Origin of the sequence: Paracoccus aminovorans (genome assembly GCF_001546115.1) — a bacterium.
Classification (GTDB): Bacteria; Pseudomonadota; Alphaproteobacteria; order Rhodobacterales; family Rhodobacteraceae; genus Paracoccus; species Paracoccus aminovorans_B.
Genome location: NZ_KQ955208.1, coordinates 230,863 through 252,715, shown reverse-complemented (window position 1 = coordinate 252,715; position 21,853 = coordinate 230,863). Strand labels below are relative to the sequence as shown.

The 21,853-nt window shown below is 66.6% G+C and carries 23 protein-coding genes and 3 pseudogenes; 17 read left to right on the top strand and 9 right to left on the bottom strand.

The annotated features are described in order from the left end of the window. Positions 1-2: 2 nt before the first annotated feature. Genes cysW through ASV56_RS01335 form a run of 3 tightly spaced genes read right to left on the bottom strand, consistent with a single transcriptional unit; the run spans position 3 to position 2,673 of the window. Positions 3-869, bottom strand: a complete 867-nt coding sequence (gene cysW / locus ASV56_RS01345; RefSeq protein WP_062560469.1) for a sulfate ABC transporter permease subunit CysW — start codon at positions 867-869, stop codon at positions 3-5. Further along, a complete protein-coding gene (cysT, locus tag ASV56_RS01340) occupies positions 862-1,698 on the bottom strand; it encodes a sulfate ABC transporter permease subunit CysT (RefSeq protein ID WP_062560468.1) in 837 nt (278 codons plus the stop codon). The genes cysW and cysT overlap by 8 nt, the downstream gene beginning before the upstream one ends. Before the next feature lie 3 nt (positions 1,699-1,701). Then, positions 1,702-2,673: a sulfate ABC transporter substrate-binding protein gene (locus tag ASV56_RS01335; protein ID WP_253879972.1), complete on the bottom strand. Its 972-nt coding sequence runs from the start codon at positions 2,671-2,673 to the stop codon at positions 1,702-1,704. A 459-nt stretch (positions 2,674-3,132) separates the two neighbouring features. Between ASV56_RS01335 and ASV56_RS23345 the strand changes: the two are divergent. The 3 genes and pseudogenes from ASV56_RS23345 to ASV56_RS23340 form a co-directional block, all read left to right on the top strand. Further along, a pseudogene (locus tag ASV56_RS23345) lies at positions 3,133-3,321 on the top strand (YigZ family protein); the annotation flags it as partial. 264 nt (positions 3,322-3,585) lie between these two features. Continuing rightward, positions 3,586-4,733 (top strand): IS3 family transposase gene (locus ASV56_RS01320; protein ID WP_437435906.1). Its coding sequence is split into 2 segments (ribosomal slippage): positions 3,586-3,841 and positions 3,841-4,733, totalling 1,149 coding nucleotides; the frame shifts between segments, so codons are not numbered across the junction. Positions 4,734-4,772: 39 nt separating this feature from the next. Further along, positions 4,773-5,098 (top strand): annotated as a pseudogene (locus ASV56_RS23340) (transposase); the annotation flags it as partial. Between the two features lie 51 nt (positions 5,099-5,149). Here ASV56_RS23340 and ASV56_RS01315 read toward each other — a convergent pair. Further along, a protein-coding gene (locus ASV56_RS01315; protein WP_156429039.1) for an IS3 family transposase occupies positions 5,150-6,252 on the bottom strand; the annotation gives its coding sequence in 2 pieces (ribosomal slippage) (positions 5,150-5,991 and positions 5,991-6,252; 1,104 coding nt in all). Between the two features lie 82 nt (positions 6,253-6,334). Between ASV56_RS01315 and ASV56_RS24270 the strand changes: the two are divergent. The 5 genes and pseudogenes from ASV56_RS24270 to ASV56_RS01295 all read left to right on the top strand — a co-directional run. Beyond that, positions 6,335-7,371 (top strand): annotated as a pseudogene (locus ASV56_RS24270) (transposase); the annotation flags it as partial. Between the two features lie 304 nt (positions 7,372-7,675). Beyond that, the gene (locus ASV56_RS22400) at positions 7,676-8,146 is read left to right on the top strand and encodes a transposase domain-containing protein (RefSeq protein ID WP_082724689.1); all 471 of its coding nucleotides are present in this window, start codon (positions 7,676-7,678) and stop codon (positions 8,144-8,146) included. Next, positions 8,086-8,238, top strand: a complete 153-nt coding sequence (locus tag ASV56_RS22395) for a hypothetical protein (RefSeq protein WP_253879814.1) — start codon at positions 8,086-8,088, stop codon at positions 8,236-8,238. The genes ASV56_RS22400 and ASV56_RS22395 overlap by 61 nt, the downstream gene beginning before the upstream one ends. 29 nt (positions 8,239-8,267) lie before the next feature. Continuing rightward, positions 8,268-8,504: a hypothetical protein gene (locus ASV56_RS01300; RefSeq protein ID WP_062560464.1), complete on the top strand. Its 237-nt coding sequence runs from the start codon at positions 8,268-8,270 to the stop codon at positions 8,502-8,504. After that, positions 8,504-8,770 (top strand): hypothetical protein, encoded by a 267-nt coding sequence (locus ASV56_RS01295; protein ID WP_062560463.1) that lies wholly within the window; start codon positions 8,504-8,506, stop codon positions 8,768-8,770. Before ASV56_RS01300 ends, ASV56_RS01295 begins: the two co-directional genes overlap by 1 nt. Positions 8,771-9,146: 376 nt before the next feature. Here the strand turns inward: ASV56_RS01295 and ASV56_RS01285 are convergent, their stop codons facing one another. Both ASV56_RS01285 and ASV56_RS01280 read right to left on the bottom strand, forming a co-directional pair. Continuing rightward, positions 9,147-9,509: a cell division protein ZapA gene (locus ASV56_RS01285; protein WP_062560461.1), complete on the bottom strand. Its 363-nt coding sequence runs from the start codon at positions 9,507-9,509 to the stop codon at positions 9,147-9,149. Positions 9,510-9,512: 3 nt separating this feature from the next. Next, entirely contained in the window at positions 9,513-9,989 is a 477-nt protein-coding gene (locus ASV56_RS01280) for a hypothetical protein (RefSeq protein ID WP_062560460.1), read from the bottom strand. 167 nt (positions 9,990-10,156) lie between these two features. On the opposite strand from ASV56_RS01280, the gene hisB reads away from it, so the two are divergent. Continuing rightward, on the top strand, positions 10,157-10,744 hold the full coding sequence (hisB, locus tag ASV56_RS01275; protein ID WP_062560459.1) for an imidazoleglycerol-phosphate dehydratase HisB: 588 nt from the start codon (positions 10,157-10,159) through the stop codon (positions 10,742-10,744). Beyond that, positions 10,744-11,373, top strand: a complete 630-nt coding sequence (gene hisH / locus ASV56_RS01270) for an imidazole glycerol phosphate synthase subunit HisH (protein ID WP_062560458.1) — start codon at positions 10,744-10,746, stop codon at positions 11,371-11,373. The genes hisB and hisH overlap by 1 nt, the downstream gene beginning before the upstream one ends. Positions 11,374-11,390: 17 nt before the next feature. On the opposite strand, the gene mfd is transcribed toward hisH, so the two are convergent. Further along, entirely contained in the window at positions 11,391-14,855 is a 3,465-nt protein-coding gene (gene mfd, locus ASV56_RS01265) for a transcription-repair coupling factor (protein WP_062560457.1), read from the bottom strand. A 36-nt stretch (positions 14,856-14,891) separates the two neighbouring features. Next, positions 14,892-15,458, bottom strand: coding sequence for a hypothetical protein (locus ASV56_RS01260; protein WP_062560456.1), 567 nt, complete (start codon positions 15,456-15,458; stop codon positions 14,892-14,894). 214 nt (positions 15,459-15,672) lie between these two features. Between ASV56_RS01260 and hemB the strand changes: the two genes are divergently transcribed. Together hemB and ASV56_RS01250 are read left to right on the top strand one after the other, a co-directional pair. Then, positions 15,673-16,671: a porphobilinogen synthase gene (gene hemB / locus ASV56_RS01255; protein WP_062560455.1), complete on the top strand. Its 999-nt coding sequence runs from the start codon at positions 15,673-15,675 to the stop codon at positions 16,669-16,671. Positions 16,672-16,741: 70 nt separating this feature from the next. Continuing rightward, on the top strand, positions 16,742-17,323 hold the full coding sequence (locus ASV56_RS01250; RefSeq protein WP_018000335.1) for a lipid-binding SYLF domain-containing protein: 582 nt from the start codon (positions 16,742-16,744) through the stop codon (positions 17,321-17,323). A gap of 44 nt (positions 17,324-17,367) precedes the next feature. On the opposite strand, the gene ASV56_RS01245 is transcribed toward ASV56_RS01250, so the two are convergent. Further along, complete coding sequence (locus ASV56_RS01245; RefSeq protein ID WP_062560454.1) at positions 17,368-18,015, bottom strand: lytic transglycosylase domain-containing protein; 648 nt, start codon at positions 18,013-18,015, stop codon at positions 17,368-17,370. A gap of 220 nt (positions 18,016-18,235) precedes the next feature. Between ASV56_RS01245 and ssb the strand changes: the two genes are divergently transcribed. The 5 genes from ssb (at position 18,236) to ASV56_RS01220 (ending at position 21,777) form a co-directional block, all read left to right on the top strand. Then, the gene (gene ssb, locus ASV56_RS01240; RefSeq protein ID WP_062560453.1) at positions 18,236-18,769 is read left to right on the top strand and encodes a single-stranded DNA-binding protein; all 534 of its coding nucleotides are present in this window, start codon (positions 18,236-18,238) and stop codon (positions 18,767-18,769) included. A 177-nt stretch (positions 18,770-18,946) separates the two neighbouring features. Beyond that, the gene (locus ASV56_RS01235; protein ID WP_062560452.1) at positions 18,947-20,122 is read left to right on the top strand and encodes a zinc-dependent alcohol dehydrogenase; all 1,176 of its coding nucleotides are present in this window, start codon (positions 18,947-18,949) and stop codon (positions 20,120-20,122) included. A gap of 3 nt (positions 20,123-20,125) precedes the next feature. Further along, positions 20,126-20,611, top strand: a complete 486-nt coding sequence (locus ASV56_RS01230; protein ID WP_062560451.1) for a hypothetical protein — start codon at positions 20,126-20,128, stop codon at positions 20,609-20,611. A gap of 9 nt (positions 20,612-20,620) precedes the next feature. After that, positions 20,621-21,073: a DUF421 domain-containing protein gene (locus ASV56_RS01225; protein ID WP_062560450.1), complete on the top strand. Its 453-nt coding sequence runs from the start codon at positions 20,621-20,623 to the stop codon at positions 21,071-21,073. A 131-nt stretch (positions 21,074-21,204) separates the two neighbouring features. Next, the gene (locus ASV56_RS01220; RefSeq protein WP_062560449.1) at positions 21,205-21,777 is read left to right on the top strand and encodes a response regulator; all 573 of its coding nucleotides are present in this window, start codon (positions 21,205-21,207) and stop codon (positions 21,775-21,777) included. Positions 21,778-21,853: the final 76 nt, after the last annotated feature.

Here is a 21,853-nt window from a genome sequence, read left to right as displayed (position 1 = left end):
CCTCAATATCTGCGGGTTGCGGCAAGCTGGTCGGCGTGGCGCCATTCCAGCACGGTCTTCAGCGCCAGCGTCAGCAGGCCCAGCGCCGCCAGCACGGCGGCAAGCGAAAACGCCGCCACCGAAAGATATTCGTTATACATCATCTCGATGGTGATCGGCATGGTGGCGGTGACGCCGCGGATCTTGCCGGACACCACGGCCACGGCGCCGAACTCGCCCATGGCGCGGGCGTTGCAGAGCAGTACCCCGTAAAGCAGCGCCCATTTGATGTTCGGCAGCGTCACGGTGCGGAACACCCGCCAGCCCGAGGCGCCCAGCGTCAGCGCCGCCTCCTCCTCGGCCCGGCCCTGCTCGATCATCACCGGGATCAGCTCGCGCGCGACGAAGGGAAAGGTGACGAAGACCGAGGCCAGCACGATCCCCGGCAGCGCGAAGATGATCGGAAAGCCCTGCGCGACCAGCCAGCCGCCGATCAGGCTGTTGGTGCCGAACAGCAGCACCAGCGCCAGCCCCGCCACCACCGGCGAGACCGAAAACGGCAGGTCGATCAGCGTGATCAGGAACGCCTTGCCGCGAAAGTCGAACTTGGTGATGGTCCAGGCGGCAGCGATGCCGAAGACCGCGTTCAGCGGCACGGCGATGGCCGCGACCAAGAGCGTCAGCCGGATCGCCGATTGCGCGTCGCGGTTCCCCAGCGAGGCGATGGCGGCGCCCGCGCCCTTGGCCAGGGCCTCGGCAAAGACCACGGCCAGCGGCGCCAGCACCAGGACCCCGAGCCCGGCCAGGGCCACGGCAATCAGCGCGATGCGGGCCGGGCGGCTTTCCTCGGTCACCGCGCGCCAGCGGGCGGGGGCTTGCGTATCAGACATGGCCAATCCTCCGGCGGCTCCAGATCTGGATCAGGTTGATGGCCAGAAGCATGGTGAACGAGATCAGCAGCATGGCGATGCCGATGGCCGCCGCGCCGTTGTAGTCGAATTCCTCCAGCTTGATGACGATCAGCAGGGGCGCGATCTCGGTCTTCAGCGGCAGGTTGCCGGCGATGAAGATGACCGAGCCGTATTCGCCGACCGCACGGGCCAGCGACAGCGCGAAGCCGGTCAGCGCGGCCGGCATCAGCATCGGCAGGATCACCCGATACAGCGTATAGAGCCGGCTGGCGCCCAGGGTGGCGCTGGCCTCCTCGACCTCGCGCTCGATCTCGGCGATGACCGGCTGCACGGTGCGGGTGACGAAGGGCAGGCCGACGAAGATCAGCGCGATCAGGATGCCCCATTGCGTATAGGCGATCTTGACGCCCAGCGCCTTGGCGAGGCTGCCGAAGACGCCGTTCGGGGCGTAAAGCGCGGTCAGCGCGATGCCCGCCACCGCCGTCGGCAGGGCGAAGGGCAGGTCCACCATCGCATCGACCAGCCGCCGGCCGGGAAATTCATAGCGCGCCAGCACCCAGGCCAGCAGCGTGCCGAAAACCAGGTTGAAGAGCGCGGCGAAGAACGCCAGCCGGAACGACAGATACAGCGCCGCCCAGACCCGCGGCGTATTCACCGTCTGCCAAATACCCTCTGCTCCATAGCTCGCCCCCTGGGCCAGCAGCGCGCCGACCGGCAGGATGACGATCAGCGACAGCATGGTCAGCGTGATCCCCATGCCCAGCGCAAAGCCGGGCATGGGGGATTTCTGGATGCGCAGAGCCTGCATCGCCTATTTCCCGGAATAGATCTGGTCGAAGGTGCCGCCGTCGCCGAAATGCTCGGGCTGGGCCTGCTTCCAGCCGCCGAAATCGGCGATGGTCACCAAGTCGAGCTTGGGGAAACGGGCCACGTCGTCGGGATTGGCGGCGCTGCTGTCCCAGGCGCGGTAATAGTGCTTGAAGGCCAGCGCCTGCCCCTCAGGCGAATAGAGGAAGTTCAGATAGGCATCGGCCAGCGCCTTCTGCTCGTCGCCGCCGATGTTGCCGTCCACCACCGCGACCGGCGGCTCGGCCAGGATCGAGACCGAGGGCACCACGATGTCGAACTGGTCCTCGCCCAGCTCGTTCAGCGCCAGATAGGCCTCGTTCTCCCAGGCCAGCAGCACGTCGCCGATCTCGCGCTGGGTGAAGGTGGTGGTCGAGCCGCGCGCGCCGCTGTCCAGCACCGGGACGTGCTTGAACAGCTCGGCCACGAAGGTCTTGGGCTCCTGGCCGTTCTTCTGCGCCCAGGCCCAGGCGGCGAGATAGTTCCAGCGCGCCCCGCCCGAGGTCTTGGGATTGGGCGTGATGACCTCGACGCCCTCCTTGACCAGGTCGCCCCAGTCCTTGATGCCCTTCGGGTTGCCCTCGCGCACCAGGAAGACGATGGTCGAGGTATAGGGCGAGCTGTTGTGCGGCAGGCGCGACTGCCAGTCCTCGGGCAGAAGCCCCTTTTCGGCGATCTTGTCGATGTCCGAGGCCAGCGCCAGCGTCACCACCTGCGCCTTGAGCCCATCGATGACCGAGCGCGCCTGCGCGCCCGAGCCACCATGCGACGTCTCGATCTGCGCCGCCGGATGGCCGTCGGCTTCCCATTTCTTGGCAAAGGCGGCGTTCACCTCGCGGTAAAGCTCGCGCGTCGGGTCGTAGCTGACGTTGAGCAGGCTTTCGGCCTGGACCTGGCCGGCAAGGCCCAGCGCGGTCACGGTCAGCGCCACCGACATCACGCGGCGCAGGGGCAGGCTCAGGCAACGATCCCAGAAACCGGCCTGCAGCGGATAGCCGGTCATGCGCTTGGTGCCGTCCTCGACCGTCAGGCGGCCGTCCAGGTGGCGACGGATCACCCGGCCATGGGCCAGTTGGCTGTCGGTCACGCGAATGGTGCGGATCATGATGCCTTCCCTCCTTCGATGCCCCGTCGGGGCCTTCATGCCCATAATAACGACAGGGTTTATCGTTTATTTCAAGAAAAAAGACGCCTTCTCCCATCGTTTTTATTATTATGATAAATCAATGAATTACGACGAAATTTTCCGAGATTCGCCGAGGTTTTCGACCAAGGCAGGTCGTCGCAGAAGCGGAATCAGCGGCTTTTTCCGCAGCCGCAGCAGCACCTCGCGGCCAAGCAAAAAGCGACCAAGGCCGGACCCACGGGCCCGGCCTCACCTGCTTTCCGTTTGGCGCCACTCAAGAACGATGATGGCGAGGCAGGCGCGGGCATCGTGATCTTGCGGATCCTGGAGCGCGAAGGGCTGCGCGACCACATCGTCGTGGTGACCCGGTGGTTCGGCGGCAAGCATCTCGGCGGTGATTGCTTCCGGCATGTGCAGGATGCGGTGCGGATCTACCTCGACGATCTGCGGGGATCCTGAGAGTGATCTCCTGAAGCGTCGCGGCACCATATCGACCGGTTGGGCGGAGGCTGTGTAAAAACTCCTGTTTATGCTACAATTCCACATGGTTGGGAGGCTTGGCATGTCGGGTTTCATCGATGGCGTGAACCGGGATCAGACGACGCTTTTCCCGGAGCGTCTGGAGGACTGGATCGGCGAAGATTGAGCTGCTCCCCGGAAATCGGACAGTGACGGAAGCTACGATCTGACGTTTGCTGGTCTCCAAGAACGAGGAGATCAGGAATGCGGAAACGCAGAAACCATGACGCGGGCTTCAAGGCGCGCGTGGCGCTCGAGGCCGTTAAGGGCGAGCGCACTGTGTCAGAGCTGGCGGGCGAATACGGCGTGCATCCGACGATGATCCATCAATGGAAGAAGGCGCTGCTCGACGGAGCTGCGGATATCTTCGAGCGCGGCGGCAAGAAGCCCTCGACGGAGGTGGATGAAGAGACGGTCCGATCACTGCATGCCAAGATCGGGGAGCTGGCTGTCGCCAACGATTTTTTGTCACGAAAGCTCAAGCCGTGGACCGGAAAGTGAGGCGTGGGATGATCGAACGGAACCACCCGGCGCTGTCCATCGGGGCGCAGTGCCGCCTGCTGTCGATCTCGCGCTCGTCGTTCTACCACGAGCCGGCTGGAGAGACGGATCAGAACCTCGGCCTGATGCGGCTGATCGACCGGCAGTTCCTCGACACGCCGTTCTATGGGGTTCGCCAGATGACCTGGCACCTGCAGAACGAAGGCCATGGCGTGAACCAGAAGCGCATTCGGCGGCTCATGCGACTTATGCGCCTGATGCCGATCTATCAGAAGCCCAACACCAGCAAGCCGAGGAAGGGCCACAAGACCTGGCCCTACCTGCTGGGCGGGCTGCGGGTGGATCGTCCCGGCCAGGTCTGGTGCGCCGATATCACCTACCTGCCGATGCGGCGCGGCTTCCTGTATCTGGTGGCCATCATGGACTGGTTCACACGCAAGGTTCTGGCCTGGCGCATCTCGAACACGCTGGAGGCCGACTTCTGCGTTGAGGCGCTGAAGGAGGCCATCCACCGCTTCGGCGCGCCGGGGATCATGAACACTGACCAGGGCAGCCAGTTCACGTCCTTCGCCTGGACAGATCGGCTAAAGCGCGTCGGCACCCGCATCTCGATGGACGGCAAGGGGCGGTGCATCGACAATGTCTTCATCGAGCGCCTGTGGCGGTCCCTGAAATACGAATGCGTCTACCTGCATGCCTGGGAAACGGGGTCACAGGCCAAGGCTGCCATTGGCCGATGGATCACCTTCTACAACCACCAGAGGCCCCACACCGCCCATGGTGGACGGCCACCCGCCGTGGTTTACTTCAACAATATCGAAATCGATCAGCAAGCGCAGGCAGTAGCTTAAATATCCCCGAAAACTGTCCAAGGAGCGGGGAGTAGCTCAGATAGCCTTGTCCGTGTCGTCGATCTCTTCGTCGATGAACTCGACCTCGCCGCCCTTGGCTTTCATCGTCATGCAGCCGCTCGGACAGGACGGCCGGGTTATCATCCGGCAGTGCTGCTCAAGCTGTTCATCTACGGCTACCTGAACCGTATTCCTTCCAGTCGGCGCCTCGAGCGTGAAGCCGGGCGCAATGTCGAGGTGATGTGGCTGACCGGGCGGCTGGTGCCGACCACAAGACCATCGCCGATTTCCGGCGCGAGAACGGCCCAGCCATTCGCCGGACCTGTGCCGAGTTCGTGGAGCTCTGCCGTCGGATCGGCGTGCTGTGCCCTGCCTACCAATTTTGGACCATCTAAAGCCGGAGTTTCCGGCCTTTGTCACGGCGGCGGGCTGGTGACGCCGTCGGGAAAGTGCAGCGCGCTCGGGACGTTGTATCCGATGGCGCTGTGGGGTCGATCATCGTTGTAGTGTCTGCGCCAATCCTCCAGCTTTTCGGCCGCGTCCGCAAGGCTCATGAACCAGTGCGCGTTCAGGCATTCGGACCTGAGCTTACTATTGAAAGCCTCGATGAAGCCGTTGTCTGTCGGCTTGCCGGGGCGTGAAAAGTCGAGCGTCACGCCCTTGGCGTAGGCCCAGAGATCCAGGTCGCGCGAGATGAATTCGCTGCCGTTGTCGACCCGGATTGTCTTCGGGTAGCCGACTTTTGTGCAGATCCGTTCCAGCGTCGTGACCACGTCCTCGCCGCGATATTGGAACCGCACGTCCGTGGCGGGGCAATAGCGGGAATGGGTGTCGACAATGGTTAGGATCCGCAGCTTTTTACCCAAGGCCAGTTGGTCATGGACAAAATCCATGGCCCATACATCATTCGGCCCGACGGCTTCCGCACGGTCGTCACGCAACTTGGCCTTCACCCGCCGTTTTGGGGTCTTGTTCCGCAGCTGCAGTCCCAAGGCTTTGTAAACGTTATAGACCATCTTAATGCTGACCTCCCAGCCCTCCCGGTCTAGGACAACGTAAACGCGGCGATAGCCATAGCGCACACGCGTCTCACAGATCTCCCGGATCCGCCGTTTCAGCTCTGCCGGATCGGTGCGGCGGGATTTGTAGTGGTAGCTCGAGCAGTCAAATCGCAAGGCCCCACATGCCCTACGGATCGAAACCGCCCAGTCTGCACACATCCCGCGAACCAGTTCACGCGACCGCGCCGGCTTCAGAGCTTTCGCCGCACAACATCCTGCAACATCTGCCGGTCGAGCGTCAGGTCCGCCACGATCCGCTTTAGCCGCGCGTTCTCGTCCTCAAGCTGCTTCAACCGCCGCATCTCGTCGGGCAGCAGCCCGCCATACTTCTTCTTCCAGGCAAAATAGGTCGACTGGCCGATCCCAGCCTTCCGACAGATCTCGGCAACCGACGTGCCTTCCTCGCCTTGCTTCAGAATGAACGCCTTCTGCGCTTCCGTGAACTTCGATGCCTTCATCGTTTTCAGCTCCTGTCCCAGCCGGGGAAGGTTAGCCGAAAACTCCAGCTCTAAACGATCCAGTTTCGAGGGGGCAGAGCAGCTGAGGGGCGACTGTGTTGCCGTCGACGGCAGCAAGTTCAGAGCCGTCAACAATCGCGACCGGAACTTCACCAAGGCCAAGATCGCCAGCCGCCTGGCGCATCTGGAGAAGGAGGTCGGCCGCTATATCGAGGAGGCCGAGCGAGCGGATCGGCAGGAAACCGGCGAGGCACGCACGGAAAAGATAGTCCATCTGACCAGCCGTTATCACCGGGTCCGGCTGGAAATGGACCGCATGGTGAGGTTGCGCCGGGAGCTGGCAACGGCACCGGACGGGCAGATATCGCTGACGGATCCGGACGCCCGTGCCATGGCGACGCGGGCGCAGCACAGCGGCCATGTCGGCTATAACGTGCAAAGCGTTGTCGATGCCGAGACTCATCTGATCGTGGCGCATGAGGTCACCAATCAGGGCCATGATCGTGATCAGTTCGCCTCATGGCGGGTGCCGCGAAGACTGCCCTCCGGCGCGACGACCTGCATATCCTGGCCGACAAAGGCTATCTCAGCGGTGGTGAGATACTCGCCTGCCACGAGCAGGGTATCGCGGCGACGGTGCCGCGGCCGGACACGTCCGGGAGCCGGGTGCATGGGCGCTATGTGAAGGCGGACTTCGCCTATGGTCCCGACAAGGATATCTATCGCTGCCCGGCCGGCGAGGTGTTGAGCTATCGGTCCACGGTCGAGCAGCAGGGCCTGCAGATGCGCCGCTACTGGACCACGGCTTGCCCTGGCTGTCCGTTGCGCAACCGCTGCACGACGAACACCCTGCGCCGGATCGGTCGCTGGAACATGAGCATCTGGTGGAGGCGGCTGACGCCCGCCGACGGGATGCCTCGGCCCCGATGAGGATCCGGCGCTCGACGGTCGAGCACCCGTTCGGAACGATCAAGGCCTGGATGGGGCACACCCACTTCCTGACAGCGAGGGTTCGTGAACGTCCGAACGGAAATGGCGCTGAATGTCCTTGCCTACAATATCAAGCGCATGGTCTCCCTGATCGGCATCCGGGGGCTTATGGCGGCAATCCCGGGCTGAGCCGCCAGGGCATGGTGAGTTCCGGCAGCCATCACGAAAAACTCCTGATCTCAGGCAAGTAGCTCATAAATCACTGCGACCGAAGGAAGTTTTTACACAGTCTCGGCAGAAAGCCGACTTTCGGCCGTGCGACATGGCAGCTGCGCTAATCTGAGATACCAGCCATTCATGCGCGTCGCAGCAAAAGTTGCGACCCTTACGGGCTGATCACGCGGTGAGCTGTCATTGACGACCGCCGATAGACAGGCGGCGCAAGACGGTCCGGCCGCAGATCGTCGCTTTCCAGGATCTCTATTCCAACAAGATGCTCGCTTGGCGGGTCGATCTGGACCCGAACAAGGTGGCGGTCATGTCGGCCTTCGGCGAGCTGATAGAGACCTGGGGTATCCCGAAGCACTGCCTTTTCGACAACGGCCATGAATTCGCCAACAGATGGCTGACCGGCGGCACCCCGACCCGGTTCCGTTTCAAGGTGCGCGACGATGACGGGCACCATCAACCGCGACATCGTGCGGCCCTTCGTGGACCTGAACTTCAGGGTGCAGGAGTGCTGTCCGTGGACGAACCCGAGGGCGTCACGGCCAAGATCGAGAGCGCGGTGTCGCTGGCCGGGATCGGTGCCACCTTCAAGGCCAGCGAGCTGCGCCGCAAGCTCGGTTTCTCGGATCCCGAGGATAGTGACGAGGTGATGGACGGTGCACCAGCTATGAGGACGTGCTCAAGCGCCTGCTGGGCGGCGGCACCGTCATCCTGGCCGGGCTGGAGCCCGAGCTGAGTGGCGAATGGCACCTGAAATCGGTCAGCCACCGGCTCGACGGCGGTGGGCTGGTGACCGAGTGCCAGGACGAGAAAGGCAAGGCCGAGTGATCCCGGCCGACATCTGAAAGGAGAGCGACATGCCGCAATACCGCATCACCGGGGTCTGGTCAGACCCCATCGCGCTGCAAGCCCGCGACATCGTGCAGAATCAGAGCGCGTTCCTGATCGAGCTCTGCCCGCAGGATCCTGAAGTGGACCCGACCCGCCTGCGCCTGCCCGAGATCACCGGCAGCATCCAGGTCGATGCCGCCCTGACCGTGCGCGCCCGCTGCCTGAACGACACCGGGACGCTCGCCGTGGTGCGGGGATTCTGATGCTGCTCGACCTGCGCGGCTTCTGGCCGGTACGTCGGCTTGGGGCGCTGAAGGGCAGCACCGCACCTGCGGCGCGCGTGGTGCTGGCTGAAGGAGAAAGCCTCGGCATCTCTGCGCATTCCTTCCTCTACCAGGCCACGGCAGCAGCGCCGGACGGCGGCAACCTGCCGGCTTATTGGTCAGGGTCGATGTTCATGCATTATGCCGGTTTCAGCAGCGCGGCCGAGCGATGGACGACCGCACCGGCGCCTATTCCGGCGCGCTGATCATCACCGAGATCGGCGACCTTACGACCGGCCTGGCCGAACCGAACTCGGCCGAGGGTGCCGTCAGCTATCAGGCGTTCTTCAACTTCGCGGTCACGGCGCGCGCCAAGGGCTGCAAGCTGATGCTGATCTACCCGCCGCATTCGCCCGAGGGCGCGGACTTGGACCAAGACACCCTGCGCAAGCTGTGGCGGCTGGTGCTTTGGCTGCGCGCCCGGCCCGAGATCGAGGGGCTGGGCGTCTTCATGGTGCCGGCCCCGCTCCTGGTAACGATTGCGGTGATGGGCGCGGTCAGCCCACCGCTCGCGGCCAGCCTGAAAGCCGGCATCGGCCTTCTCTGTTTTTCCAAATACCCCTGCGACCGCGACGCCCGCGGTCAGCCCGGAAGCTGGTCCTCGGCCTTCTGCGCCAGGGCCTCGGCACGGGCGGCAAGCTCGGCCATGCCCTCGCGCAGGCTTTCGGGCACCACCGGCACCTCGACCCGCTGCGGATTGGCCTTCAGCCGCGCCAGCTCGCGCTCGGCCGAGGCGGCACGGTCCTCCAGCGCGGTCATGCGGTCGGCGAGCATCAGCCCGGCCAGCAGCAGGAGCCGCGGCTCGGGCATGCGGCCGGCCTGGGTCAGGATCGCCTGCGCCTCGCCGTCCAGCAGCGCGGCGGCCCGCTTCAGCAGCCGCTCCTCGCCCTCCTGGCAGGACAGCGTGTAACTCTTGTGCCCGATCGAGAATTCGACTTCGGCCATGGCTCAGCCCCTTTCCCCGTCCACGTCCGCGGTCTCCGGCGCGGCGGCTTCCCCGGCCATGCGGTCCAGCGTGTCGATGATGTCGCCCATCTGCGCCATCTCGGCGGCGCGGGCGGCGCGCAGCGCCTCGACCTCGGCCTCCAGCGCGGCAAGCGCCTCGTCCCGGGGCAGGCCGGCGGCCTCGATCAGCGCGCGATTGGCGGCGGCCAGCGCCTCATTGGCCGCCGAGAGCCGTGCCGCCTCCTGCCCGGCCGCCACCAGGCGCTGATGCGCCTCGGCCAGCCGGCCCTCGCAGGCAGAGAGCGTCGCGGCCTCGCGCTCATGCAGCGCCGCCAGCTCCTGCGACAGGCGCTGGTTCTCGGCCCGACCCTCGGCCGAGGGCGCGGCGCCGCCGGCAGCAGCGGCTCGGTCGATCAGCCGGTCGATGCGGTCCAGGGCGGCGGTCAGCCGCTTTTCGCTGGCAGTCAGCTCGTCTCTCATCGGCCAGGATCCTTTCAGGCGCTTGTCCGCTTGCCCCGTTTTGGCACCCCGCCGCCGATATGACAAGAACGCCGGCCCGGGGCCGCGCGACGACCCGCCCAAAGCCCCGGCTTTTCAGCCGCCCGCGCCCGCCCTATAAGGCGGCGAGCCTTTCATGAGGAGACGAGATGCGCCGCGCAAAGATCACCCGCGACACGGCCGAGACCCGGATCGAGGTCGAGATCGACCTGGACGGCAGCGGCCGCTACGACAACCAGACCGGCGTCGGCTTCTTCGACCACATGCTGGACCAGCTCGCGCGGCATTCGCTGATCGACCTGACGGTGCGGGCCAAGGGCGACCTGCATATCGACGACCACCACACGGTCGAGGACACCGGCATCGCGCTGGGCCAAGCACTGGTCAAGGCGCTGGGCGACAAGAAGGGCATCCGCCGCTATGGCCGCTTCCACCTGGCGATGGACGACGCCCAGGTCGCGGCGGCGCTGGACCTGTCGGGCCGGGCCTATCTGGTCTGGAATATGGGCTTCCCGACCGAAAAGATCGGCACCTTCGATTGCGAGCTGGTGCGGGAATTCTTCCAGGCGCTTTCGACCCATGGCGGCATCACCCTGCATGTCGACCGCATCCACGGGGTGAATTCGCATCACATCGCCGAGGCCGCCTTCAAGGCCGTGGCCCGCGCCCTGCGCGAGGCGGTCGAGCCCGATCCGCGCATGGCCGGCGTGCTGCCCTCGACCAAGGGCGCGCTGTGATGCGCGTCGCCCTGGTCGATTACGACAGCGGCAACCTGCATTCCGCCGAAAAGGCCTTTGCCTTGATGGGCCGCGAGGCCGGGGCCGAGGTGGTGGTGACCTCCGACCCGGCGCTGGTCGCGCGCGCCGACCGCATCGTTCTGCCGGGCGACGGCGCCTTCCCGGCCTGCAAGGCGGCGCTCGAGGCGGTGCCCGGCATGGTCGAGGCACTGACCGAGGCGGTCCTGACCCGCGCCGTGCCCTTCATGGGCATCTGCGTCGGCATGCAGATGCTGGCCGAGATCGGCCATGAATATCGCGACACCCCCGGCCTCGGCTGGATCGGCGGCCAGATCGACGCCATCGACGCGCCGGGGCTGAAGGTGCCGCATATGGGCTGGAACGACCTGACGGTGCTGCGCCCGCATCCGCTGCTGGACGGTATCCGCTCGGGCGATCACGCCTATTTCGTGCACAGCTGGCAGTTCCACGTCACGGAGCCCGCGCATCTGCTGGCGACGGCGGATTACGGCGGGCCGGTGACGGCGGTGGTCGGGCGCGACAATATCGTCGGCACCCAGTTCCATCCCGAGAAATCGCAGGACGTCGGCTTGCGCATCATCGGCAATTTCCTGCGCTGGAACCCCTAAAGGTTACGGCCTGAGGGTCAGGCCCTGGCTCGACCCTCCTTGATCTTGGCGGCCAGGTCCTTGGCGATGGCAAAGGCGCCCTTGATGCGGTCGGCATCGCCCGGCCAGTCGCGCAGCACCACGATCTTGTTGTCGGTGACCTTGGCCTGGCCGCGCTGGTCGTGGATGAATTCGACCAGCCCGGCCGGGTTCGGGAACTTGTCGCCGTGGAACTGGATCGTCACCCCCTTGGGCCCGGCGTCCAGCTTCGAGATATTCGCCCGCTTCGCCATCGCCTTGATGCGGATGACCAGCAGCAGCGTGTTCACCTCGCGCGGCAGCGGGCCGAAACGGTCGATCAGCTCGGCGGCGAAGCCCTCGAGTTCGACCTTGGTCGTCAGCTCGGCCAGCCGGCGATAGAGCTCCAGCCGCACGTCCAGGTCGGGCACATAGCTTTCGGGAATCGTCACCGGCACGCCCAGGTTCAGCTGCGGCGCCCATTCGTCCTCGGGCGTGCCCTCGATCTCGCCGGATTTCAGCTTGGCGATGGTCTCCTCCAGCATCTGCTGGTAAAGCTCGAAGCCGACCTCCTTGATATGGCCGGACTGCTCCTCGCCCAGAAGGTTGCCGGCGCCGCGCAGGTCCAGATCCTGCGAGGCCAGGTTGAAGCCGGCGCCCAGGCTGTCGATGGCGCCCAGGAACTTCAGCCGCCGCATCGCCTGCGGCGTCAGCGGCACCCGGGGCTTGGTGGTCAGGTAGCAATAGGCCCGCGTTTTCGACCGCCCGACCCGGCCGCGGATCTGGTAAAGCTGCGCCAGGCCGAACATGTCGGCGCGCCAGACCACCATGGTGTTGGCGGTCGGAATATCCAGGCCCGATTCGACGATGGTCGTCGCCAGCAGGACATCGGCGCCGCGATCGTAGAAGGCGTTCATGCGGCTATCCAGATCGCCCGCCGCCAGCTGGCCATGGGCGACGATGGTCGAGACCTCGGGGACGTGTTCCTTCAGCCATTCCTCGACTTCGGGCAGGTCCGACAGGCGCGGCACGACGAAGAAGCTCTGCCCGCCACGGTATTTCTCGCGCAGCAGCGCCTCGCGGATGGTGACGCTGTCGAACTCGCTGACATAGGTGCGGATCGAGAGCCGGTCCACCGGCGGCGTGCCGATGATCGACAGGTCCCGCACCCCGGTCAGCGACAGTTGCAGCGTGCGCGGGATCGGCGTCGCGGTCAGGGTCAGGACATGGATGTCGCTGCGCAGCTCCTTCAGGCGCTCCTTGTGGCCGACGCCGAAATGCTGCTCTTCGTCGACGATCAAGAGCCCGAGGTTCTTGAAGCGGACCTGCTTCGCCACCACGGCATGAGTGCCGACGACGATGTCGACCGTGCCCTCGGCCAGGCCCTTGCGGGTCTCGGCGGCATCCTTGGCCGAGACGAAGCGCGACAGTGGTCGGACGTTGATCGCGGTGCCGCGGAAGCGCTCGGCAAAGGTGCGGAAATGCTGCCGCGCCAGCAGCGTGGTCGGCGCCACCACGGCGACCTGCCGGCCCTGGCTGGCGGCGATGAAGGCCGCGCGCATGGCAACCTCGGTCTTGCCGAAGCCCACGTCGCCCACCACCAGCCGGTCCATCGGCCGGCCGGCGGCCAGGTCCTCGGCCACGTCCGAGATCGCCGCCGCTTGGTCCTCGGTCTCGGTATAGGGGAAGCGGGCGGCGAAGCTTTCGACCTCGTGATGCTCGGGTTCCAGCACCGGGGCGGGACGCAGCAGGCGCTCGGCCGCGACGCGCATCAGCTTGTCGGCGATCAGCTTGATGCGTTCCTTGAGCCTGGCCTTGCGCGCCTGCCAGGCCCCGCCGCCCAGCTTGTCCAAGAGGCCTTCCTCATGGCCATAGCGGCTGAGCAGTTCGATGTTCTCGACCGGCAGATACAGCCGGTCGCCGCCGGCATATTCGATGGCGACGCAGTCATGCGGCACCTTCAGCGCCATCACGGTCTCAAGGCCGGTATAGCGGCCGATGCCATGTTCGACATGCACCACCAGGTCGCCGGGGGTCAGCGTGGTGGTGTCGCGCAGGAAATTCTCGGCCTTGCGCTTGCGCTTCGCGCCGCGGATCAGCCGGTCGCCCAGCACGTCCTGTTCCGAGATCACCGCCAGCGGCCCGGTGGCCGCGCCGTCCGAGACAAAGCCCTCCTCCAGCGGCCAGACCGCCAGCCCCAGCGCGCCGGGTGCGGCCGGCAGGTCGCGCAGGTCGGCGATGGGCTTGGCGCCCTGCACCCCCTCGTCGGCGATCAGCCCGGCCAGGCGTTCGCGGGCGCCTTCGGAAAAGCTGGCCACCACGACGCGATGCGTGGCTTGAAGTTTTCGAATATGTTCCGACAGAGCCTTGAAAAGGTTTCCCTTTTCAGCCTGACGCTCGGGCGCGAAATTGCGCCCGACGCGGCCGCCCGCATCCAGCACGCCCGGCCCGGGCGGCTGCGGCAGCACCGAGAGCCGCAGCAGGCGATGCGCGGCAAGCCAGCGCTTCCACTCGGCCTCGTCGGGGAACATCTCCGAAGGCGGCACCGGGCGATAGACCGTATCGGTGCCCCCCTTGCGGGCCAGCGCCTCGCGCCGGGCCTCAAATTGCTCGGCGATGGTGTTCCAGCGGACGTCGCGGACCTGGTCCAGATGGTCGTCCGCCACCACCGCGGCACCAGGCAGATAGTCGAAGAGGCTTTCCAGCCCGGCGTGGAACCAGGGCAGCCAATGCTCCATCCCGGCCATCTTGCGCCCGGCGCTGATGCCCTCATAAAGCGGGTCGTTCGCGGCGGCGCCATATTCGGAGCGGTAGTTCTGGCGGAAGCGGGTGATCGCGGCTTCGTCCAGGATCACCTCGGACATCGGCGCCAGCTCGACATGGTCAAGCTTTTCGGTGGAACGCTGTGATTCCACGTCGAAACGCCGCGCGCCTTCCAGCACGTCGCCGAACATGTCCAGCCGGATCGGCCCCGAATCGCCCGGCGGATAGATATCGATGATGCCGCCGCGCACGGCGAAATCGCCGGGCTCGGTCACGGTGGGCGATTGCGAAAAGCCCATGCGGGCCAGATAGGCGCGCAAGGCGCCCTCGTCCATGCGGTTGCCCACGCTGGCCGAGAAGCTGGCCCCGCGCAGCGCCGCGCGCGGCGGCACCCGCTGCATGGCGGCCGAAAGCGTGGTCAAGAGCACGAAGGGCCCCTTCAGCGCGCCATGCGCCAAGGCCGTCAGCACCGCCATGCGCGCGGCCATCACGCCCCCGGCGGGCGAGACGCGGTCGTAAGGCGTGGTGTCCCAGGCCGGGAATTCCAGCACTGCGGCCTGCGGGGCAAAGAACCCCAGCGCGGCGCGCATCGCCGCCATGCGGCGGTCGTCGCGGGCGATGTGGATGACGGGCTGGCCGCGCGACAGTTCGCGCGCGACCAGGGCGGCGTCCATGCCCTCGGGCGCGCCGGAAAGGATCAGGTGTTCGGGATGCGCTGACATGGCTCGTGAGGTAAAGCCGGCGCGGGCAGAGTCAAGTCAGAAGCCGAAGGGATGCGCGATCATCCAGACCGCGCCGTAGAACGCCGTCACCGCCACCGACAGGACCGAGATCGCCAGCCCGACCCGGCGGTGGTGGCGCAGAAGCCGCGCCGCCTCGGCCCCGGCCTCGTTCACCGGCTGGCCGACCTCGGCCCGGGCCAGCACCGCACCCAGCCGGCGCGCCAGCCGCAGGTCCAGCGCGAACAGACCGGCAAAGGGCAGGATCAGCAGCACCAGCGCCTGCGCCATCTCCAGCCCATAGCCGAACCCCAGCACCGCCAGCGTGCTGACCAGGAATGCGCCGACACCCAGCAGCACCGCCCCCTCGCGCGGGCCAAGCTGCCAGCGCGGCAGGGTCAGGGACAGCCAGTCCAAAAGCATCAGCGCCGCCGGATCGTCCTCGGGCCTCGGTGCGGTGCGGCCGGCGGCTGCGATCACGTCCGAGGGCACGCCCAGGCTGCGGCGGCCGGCCATGGTCCAGGCCAGCGTCAGGATCACCCAGAACCAGATCGAGCCGAAGGACCGGCTGTCCAGCAGGGCGAGGATGGCCTCGGCTCCGGGCACGCAAATCTCCCTCGTGCAAACTGCGCGAGGGGCAAACTAACCGCGCGCAACCGAAAGGGAAACCGGGATTTTCCGGCACCTCGCGTCCCTGGTCGCGCAGTCTTTCCATTTTCCAAATACCCGCATCCCGGCCGCGCCGAGGGTCATACGGGGTTGCACAGCGGACGCCCCGGGTGCAGTTTCCCGCCCGAGCCAAGCCATGCGAGAGGCCGCCATGTCCCCGACCCCGATCGTCGCCCCCTTTCCGATGACCCGCCTGCGCCGCCTGCGCCGCACGCCGGCGCTGCGCGCGCTGACGACCGAGGTCAACCTGACGCCGGCGAACCTGATCTGGCCGATCTTCGTGACCGAGATCGACGGCGGCGCCGGCGAGATCCCCTCGATGCCCGGGGTCGAGCGGCTGACGCTGGACGGCGCCAGGCGCGCGGCCGAAACCGCGCTGCGGCTGAACATCCCGGCGATCTGCATCTTTCCGCATTCCGACCCGGACCAAAAGACCGAGAGCTGCGAGCGCGCCTGGGATCCGGACAACATCGGCAACCGCGCCATCCGCGCCATCAAGGAGGTGGCGCCGGACCTGGCGGTGATGACCGACATTGCGCTCGACCCCTATAACGCCAACGGCCATGACGGGATCGTGCGGGACGGCGTGATCCTGAACGACGAGACGGTCGAGGCGCTTGGCCGCATGGCGCTGGTCCAGGCCGAGGCGGGGGCGGATATCCTCGGCCCCTCGGACATGATGGACGGGCGCATCGGCGCATTGCGCGGGCTGCTGGAAGCGAATGGCCACAAGGACGTGGCGATCCTGTCCTATGCGGCGAAATACGCCTCGGGATTCTATGGCCCGTTCCGCGACGCGGTCGGCGCCTCGGGGCGGCTGGTCGGCGACAAGAAGACCTATCAGATCAACCCGGCGAACCGCGACGAGGCGATGCGCTGCGTCGCCCGCGACCTGGCCGAGGGCGCCGACATGGTCATGGTCAAGCCCGGCATGCCCTATCTGGATATCTGCCGCATGGTGCGCGACCAGTTCGCGGCGCCGACCTTCGCCTATCAGGTCAGCGGCGAATATGCGATGCTCGAGGGCGCGATCCGCAACGGCTGGCTGTCGCGCGACGTGGTCATCGAAAGCCTGCTCGCCTTCCGCCGCGCCGGCTGCGACGGCATCCTGACCTATTACGCGCCGCAGGTCGCCGAAAGGCTGGCATGAGGCGGCATTCGCCTTTATCATCGCGGGCTTAACGGGCGGCGCAACCGCCGTTCAGCAACGAGGGCGAAACATGACCAATCCCAACCCCATCAGCCGGCGGTTCCTTGTGCTGGGCGGCGCGCTGGCCGGTGCGGCGGCCGTGGCGGGCTGCTCGAACGCGGTCGGGCAGGACGCGCCCTCGCGGCTGGATGCGCGGGTGGACGCGACGCGCAACTACCTGTTGCAGACCTATCCCGCCACCGCGCCGATGGTGCAGAACGCCAAGGGCGTGCTCTACATGCCGCTGATGACCGAGGCCGGCTTCGGCGTCGGCGGCGCTTACGGCCAGGGCGCGCTGCGCATCAACAACGTGACGGTGGATTACTATTCTGCGGCGCAGGCCAGCGTCGGCTTCCAGATCGGCGCGCAGCAATATGCCCATGTGCTGATCTTCCAGACCGATGCCGCGCTGGCCGATTTCCGCCGCGCCCCGGGCTGGGTGGCCGAGGCCGGGGCCTATTACGCCCTGCCCGCCCGCGGCGTCTCGATGGGCACCGACACGATCACCGCGCAGCAGCCGGTGGTGGCCATGGTCTTCGGCCAGTCGGGGTTGATGGCGGGGGCCTCGATCGCCGGGACGAAATACACGCGCATCATCCCCTCGACCTTCTGAGGGGTAAATGGAAAAGGCCGGGCGCCCTGCCCGGCCTTTCCATTTCAACTGCCGTGGATGATGCGGACGTAGTTCTTGGTCTCGCGATAGGGCGGCACGCCGCCGTATTTCGCCACCGCCGCCGGCCCGGCGTTATAGGCGGCCAGCGCCAGCCGCCAGCTGCCGAAGGTGTTGTACATCATGCGCAGGTAGCGCGCGCCGCCTTCCAGGTTCTGGATCGGATCGCCGGGATCGACGCCCAGCTTCGCCGCCGTGCCGGGCATCAGCTGCGCCAGCCCGCGCGCGCCCTTGTGCGAGCGCGCCGAGGGGTTCCAGCCCGATTCCTGCTGCACCAGCCGCAGGAACAGATCCTCGGGCACGCCGTGCTTGCGCGCCATCGCCCGGGCATGCGGCAGATACTGGCTGCGGCGGTTGCCGCGATAGGCCGGGATCGCGGTCGGCAGGTCCAGCTCGACCACGCTTTTCGTCGAGGTACCGCCGGGCCGCAGCCGCGCCGATTGCTGGTATTGCCCGGCCAGGCGCGAATCCATCAGCCGGGTCTGGCGCTCGAACTGGGCGATGCGCGACTTGCCGCTTTTCGTCTGGAGCCGCAGCCCCTCGGCCGCGGCGGGCGCGGCAAGCCCGGCCGAAATCGTCAGCACCAGCGCCGTGCGGCCGATGTTGCGCAGCAATGCCCGATGGCTTGAAAGCATCTGAAGTCCCTCATGCACGCCGTATTTCTTTTTGCTGGCACTATAGCGCAAAGCCGGGGGAACACCGCAACAGCTTTGTTTCCACGCCCGAACCGCGCCGGCATCGGCGGATTTCCGCGCAAGGCGGGCGGCGTGGGCACCCCTTGCATTCCGCTTGCCCCGAGGCGCCGGGACGCGCTAAACCCGCGCGAGGCACGAACAGAACGAAAGGGCCGGCAGCATGGCGGGCAGCGTCAACAAGGTCATCCTGGTCGGCAACCTGGGCCAAGACCCCGAGGTCCGCAGCTTTCCGAGCGGCGGCAAGGTCGCGAACCTGCGCATCGCCACCTCGGAGACCTGGAAGGACCGCAACACCGGCGAGCGCAAGGAGCGCACGGAATGGCACACCGTCGCCATCTATTCCGAGCCCCTGGTCCGCGTCGCCGAGCAATACCTGAAAAAGGGCAGCAAGGTCTATGTCGAGGGCCAGCTGGAAACCCGTAAATGGCAGGACCAGAGCGGCAATGACCGCTATACGACCGAGGTCGCCCTGCGCCCCTTCCGCAGCGAGCTGCACATGCTCGACGGCCGCGGCGGCCCGGGCGGCGGCGGCGGTCGCGGCGATGACAATTACGGCGGCGGCAGCTATGGCGGTGGCGGCGGCTATGGCGGGGGCAGCTCGGGCGGCGGCTATGGCGGCAGCCAAGGTGGCGGCCAGGGCGGCGGGCAGTCGTCCTCGGGGCGGCCGGATTTCGACGACGATATCCCGTTCTAGGGCCTCGCCCGCGGCGGCCGCTTGGCGCCGGCACCTTTGCTCTTCCGACGCTCCGCCTCGACCCGAGGCGGAGCGTTTTCGTTTCCGTGCCTGCCGACCCCGGCGGCGGTTTGGCCCCCTGCTGGAACATCTGCCTTTCCCGAGGGTTGGGGACCGGACAGCAGAGGAGACCCGGCGATGAAGGCACTGACCTGGCACGGCAAGGGCGACATCCGGCACGAGACCGTGCCCGACCCCGGCATCGAGGACGGGCGCGACATCATCATCAAGGTCTGCGCCTGCGCCATCTGCGGCTCGGACCTGCACCTGATGGACGGCTATATGCCGACGATGGAAAGCGGCGACGTGCTGGGCCATGAGGCGATGGGCGAAGTGGTCGAGGTCGGGCGCGACCACAGCAAGTTCCAGGTCGGCGACCGCGTCGTCGTTCCCTTCAACATCGCCTGCGGCGACTGCTTCTTCTGCCGCAAGCAGCTGTATTCCCTGTGCGACCGCACCAATCGCAATGCGGAAAAGGCGGCCAAGCTCATGGGCCACGCGCCCGCGGGCCTGTTCGGCTATTCGCATCTGACCGGCGGCTATGCGGGCGGGCAGGCGGAATATCTGCGCGTGCCCTATGGCGACGTCGGGCCGATCCGGGTGCCGGACGGGCTGCCGGACGAGCAGGTGCTGTTTCTGTCGGACATCTTTCCCACCGGCTACATGGCGGCCGAGAACGCCGAAATCGAGCCCGGCGATACCGTCGCGATCTGGGGCTGCGGCCCGGTCGGGCAATTCGCCATCCAATGCGCCTGGATGCTGGGCGCGGGCCGCGTCATCGCCATCGACAAGGTGCCCGAGCGGCTGGCCATGGCCGAGACCCATGGCAAGGCCGAGGTGCTGGATTTCTCGGCGGTCAAGATCTATGACGCGCTGATGGAGATGACCGCGGGCCGCGGCCCCGACCGCTGCATCGATTGCGTCGGCACCGAGGCCGACGCCACGGCCAGCCTGGATTCCCTGCTCGACAAGGCCAAGGCCAGCCTGATGCTGGGCACCGACCGGCCGCATGTGCTGCGCGAGATGATCTATTGCTGCCGCAAGGGCGGCACGATCTCGGTCCCCGGGGTCTATGTCGGCATGGTCGACAAGATCCCCTTCGGCGCGGCGATGAACAAGGGGCTGACCTTTCGCATGGGCCAGACCCACACCCACCGCTATCTGGAACCGCTGCTGGACAGGGTCCAGAAGGGCGAGATCGACCCCTCCTTCGTCATCACCGACCGCGCGCCGCTGGCCGAGGGGCCGGAGCTTTACAAGAAGTTCCGCGACAAGAAGGACGGCTGCATCAAGGTCGTCATGACGCCGGGTTGAGCCATGGCCAGGATCGACGACATCCCCCCGGTCCGCGCGGACGGGCTGCAACTGGTCGAGAACCGTGCCTTCCAGGAACGCTTCTGGCGCGCGCAGCGCCTGGCCTGGATCGCCTTCGGCGCGCTGATGCTGGCGGCCCTGCTGGGCCTGACCGGCAGCGGCGGCCCGCTGCACAGCCGCGTGCTGCATTTCGCCGGCGCCAGTGTCGAGATGCCCCGCATCGCGCGCTGGGAGGGCAATGACGAGATCACCGTCACCCTGCGCGACGCCGATACGCTGGCCATCGGCAATGAATTCTTCGACGGCGTCGGCCTTCAGCGCATCCAGCCCGAGCCGGAAACCGTGCTGCAGGGCGACCGGCAGGAGATGCGCTTTTCCGGGCCGGGCAAGGTCGTCCTGCAAATCCGCCCCGAGCATTTCGGGCTGGTGCGCTTCGACCTCGGGATCGGCGGGCACAGCCGGCCGGTCCGCCTGCTGGTGCTGCCATAGGAGAGCATGATGGATTCCGTCATTCGCGGCGTTGCGATCTATGCCTTCCTGCTGGCGGTCACCCGGCTTTCGGGCCGGCGCACCATGGCGCAGGCGACGCCCTTCGATTTCGTCCTGGTGCTGATCATCGCCGAGACGACGCAGCAGGCGCTTCTGGGCGACGATTTCTCGCTGATCAATGCGGTGGTGCTGATCATCACGCTGTTCGCCGTCGATGTGGCGCTGTCCTATGCCAAGCGCGCCTCGAGCCGGCTGGCACTGTGGCTGGACGGCGCGCCGACCGTGCTGATCAGCGACGGCCGCATCGATTTCCACGCCCTGGGGCGCGCGCGGGTCAGCGTGAACGATCTTCTGGAAGCCGCGCGAATCCAGCACGGGCTGAAGACGCTGGCCGATATCGACGCCGCCGTGCTGGAAATCAGCGGCGGGATCAGCATCCTTCCGAAGCAACAGGACGGCTAGCCTCTTGGCCCGCGCGAAACCCGCGAAAGCTGTCGGCGGCCGGCTGACTTCCGCCGAGAGTTGACCAATGCCTCGTGATGCTACGACTTTTGGTTGATATTGTCCGCCGAGGACAGGTGCAGGAGGGGGCAATGGCACGCGAACCCATTTCGGTCATGGTGGTCGAGGACGACTATTTCCTGGCCAGCAAGCTGGCATCGGAAATCCGGCAAGGCGGGGATCACGTCATCGGCCCCTTCGACGACATCCACGACGCGATCAATTGCACGCCGCTGGCACAGGTCGCGATCCTGAACATCGGATCGAGCGACGACTTCGCGGTGGCGGACTCCTTGCTTCACAACGAGATTCCCTTCGTGTTCCTGACCGGCTGCGGCTGCGAAGTCATGCCCCGGCTGTTTCGCGACCAGCACATCTATACCAAGCCGACCACGACGCCGATCATCCTGGCGGACCTGCATGCGCAGCATGCGGCGATCGAGGCGCAGCGGCTGCCCAGCATCGAGACGGTGGTGCACGAGCTGCTCGGCGAGGCGCGCGCGCTGATCCGCGATCCGGGCGCGGCCGAGCGGCTTGTCGAATCGGTGCTGAAACAGGCCATCGCCCATACGCACGCCGGCCTGCCGGGCCGCAGCCGGCGGCAGCATCTGCAAGACCTGCTGCGCGAGGAATATCGGCTGCACCGGCGCCGCCATCTGTCGTAGCCCGCGCCGCGCCGGCCGTGATCGCCACCTGGGCTCGCTGCCGGGTGACGCTTCGGCCGCGGATGGATCGTCCCTG